Origin of the sequence: Methanospirillum sp. (genome assembly GCF_028679455.1) — an archaeon.
Classification (GTDB): domain Archaea; phylum Halobacteriota; class Methanomicrobia; order Methanomicrobiales; family Methanospirillaceae; genus Methanospirillum.
The window spans coordinates 1-2,883 of sequence record NZ_JAJRBM010000219.1 but is presented as its reverse complement, the minus strand read 5'-3'; the positions used below and the strand labels follow the sequence as shown (position 1 = coordinate 2,883).

Here is a 2,883-nt window from a genome sequence, read left to right as displayed (position 1 = left end):
TGATTCGGATACTGGGGAAATACTGCCGGATGTTCTGGATGAGATCATGAATTTAGGTTCGTATGCTGAAGTGTCTCCATCAGGGACTGGGGTTCATGCAATCTGTCGTGGTGTTATACCCGGAGAGAGACATCGAGGTAATAAACGGGAGATGTATTCATCGGGGCATTACTTTACCATGACTGGGCAAATTCTGCCGGGTTCACCATGTGAAATAAATGAGCCAAAGCCGGGTTCCCTTGAGGAGATTTATGCTGCAATAGTTGGCAAGAAGGAAGATGTACTCGGAAAAGTGAGTAACCCATATTTACCTCCAAACCCGCTGACATCCCTCTCACCCCAAGAAAAAGGGCAAAAATCCCTTCAAGGTGTAATGGGTGACTCAATCAGTCAATCCAGAAACACAATTAATTCTATAGTCATTCCAGAGGAGATCAAGGAACTAGATGATGAAATTCGTTTTATTAAGATTAATAAGAATTCAAAGATCCCATTAGAGAAGCGTTGGAACGAAAATGCTCATTACTCCGTTAATGATCCTTCTCTCATCCAATGGATTCAATCTGGAGGTAATTACGGATTTTTCATTCGTGAAGGTTCAGATCTCTGTATATTAGATGCGGATGATTCTCAATCATTGAGAGAAGTCATTGACTTTCTAGGTGATACATTGACCGTCCAAAGTGGGCGTAAAGAACAACGTGGTTACCATATTTTCTTCAGATGTCAAAATCTTGATGAAAAAAAGGTTTTTTTATTTACATACAACGAAAACGGCGAAAAGGTAGAATTTGGAGATATCAGGCCCGGAAGTGCAGAAGGTAAGTACTATGTTGTTGGTGCAGGAAGTGTACACCCTGACGGGAAGAAGTATGAAATCATCAAATCTACTCCTCCACGGGTCATTGATAAAAATCAGTTCCTTGAAATTATAGCCCCTTTCCGCCTAAACAAGAAACAAAGTAAACCGTCCCATGAAGAGGCTACAACCTATAGAACACATCAAGTATCAGTGGGAGGACGAAATAACTACCTTATCCAACAAGCTGGGAAATTACGAAGACTGGGATATGGCTACAATGATTTATTCAAAGCGTTGAAGTCTATTAACAATGAGGTCTGTTGCCCACCTCTGGATATTGATGAGGTATCAAAAATAGCTGGTTCAGCTATGCGGTGGGAACCTGAGGATATCAATAACGATATGCTCTCTCCCTCAACATCGATGACCACGCCTCATGAACTAATCCTCACAGATTTAGGTAATTCTGAGTACTTCAGCGCTATATTTAAGGATTCAGTGCGGTATTGTTCAGTTTGGAATAAATGGTATATCTGGTCTGGAAAGGTGTGGCACAACGATGATACAGATCAGATGCTAAATTTTGCATCTGATTGTGTAAAACAGATGTGTGAAGACATTAAGGTAAGATATCACAGTCCCGATAACAACCATCCTGCAATGAAATGGGCTAAACAGAGTGCTTCACTGCCACGGAGAAAAGCCATGTTAGATGGTTCAAAACCTCTCCTTTCAGTGATACCAACCCAGTTAGATTCACATCCGGATCTTTTTAACTGTGAAAATGGGACCTACAACCTTGCAAATCATACCTTCCGACCACATAACAAGGATGATCTATTAACCAAGATATCCGGAGTATTGTATGATGAGACGGTCAATTGTCCAAAGTGGGAAGAACACATAGACCTCATTTTTGCAGGTAATGAAGAACTCATCCTTGCATTTCAGGAGATATGTGGGTACAGTTTACTCCATGGTAATCCAGCAGAGATTTTTCTAGTATTCTGGGGGACTGGGCAAAATGGTAAATCTAAAATCTTTGGAACCATGGAGAAGATTTTCGGGGACTACGCCAAGAATTTACCCTTTGAGTCATTTTTATCCAAAAAGAATTCAGGAGGAGCAAACAATGATATTGCTTCCTTAGTAGGATGTCGCTTGGTCGTAGCTTCAGAGTCTGATGACGGTGCTGTTCTCAACACTGGTTTGATAAAATTAGTGAGTGGCGGAGATAAAGTTACAGCCCGATTTCTGTTTGGAGAGTTCTTCGAATATGATCCTGCATATCTCTTAGTGCTTTCAACCAATCACAAGCCAGTTGTTAAGGACTGGGATTATGCATTGGAGAGACGAATCTGGTTTTTCCCATTCACAGTAACTATACCTGAAGAAAAACGTGACCTCCACATAATGGAGAAACTGGAGGCGGAGTTACCAGGGATTTTCAACTGGATGATTGAAGGTCTTAAGAGATACCAAATCCGGGGAAAATTGTGTGATCGTCCATATGATGTGATAGAAGCAACTGCTGAGTATCGGAGGCAGATCGATCCAGTATCAGCCTTTATTGATGAACGATGTAAAATCATTCCGCAATCTGCTAATAAAGAGGATATGATCCTTCGGCGTGATATTTATGCCTTATATGAAGACTGGTCCACAAAAAACAATGAGGCTCCTGTTACTCAGAAGAAGTTTGCTAATACATTATGTTCACGAGGTGTCAAGGATGGAAATTACGAGCTTCATCGGAAACTGAAAGCATGGAAGGGGATACGATACACCGATCCATCTGAAGAACAAGATATGACTATCTATAGCATACTTGCTGATATTGCCACTGATGCCACAGGTGCCATACATTCTTTGAAAGGTACCTTATATGATCACTTAACAAAGGACCAATTAAAAACACCGATGGCATCGATGGCAAGAGTGGCAAAAAATACGATGTCACCTAAACAGCAGTGGCTTAAAAGATGTGGAATAAACATTACCTTGGAATCATCTGATTATATGGAGTTAAATTCCCAAGGTTATCACAAATGTTCTTATCAAGGGTGTCCATGCTCCCCGCT

The 2,883-nt window shown here is 41.0% G+C and carries 1 protein-coding gene; it reads left to right on the top strand.

Annotation, left to right across the window (positions count from 1 at the left end):
• The coding region (locus LUQ50_RS07210; protein ID WP_300038347.1) for a phage/plasmid primase, P4 family at window positions 1-2,883 on the top strand (2,883 nt) is incomplete at both ends.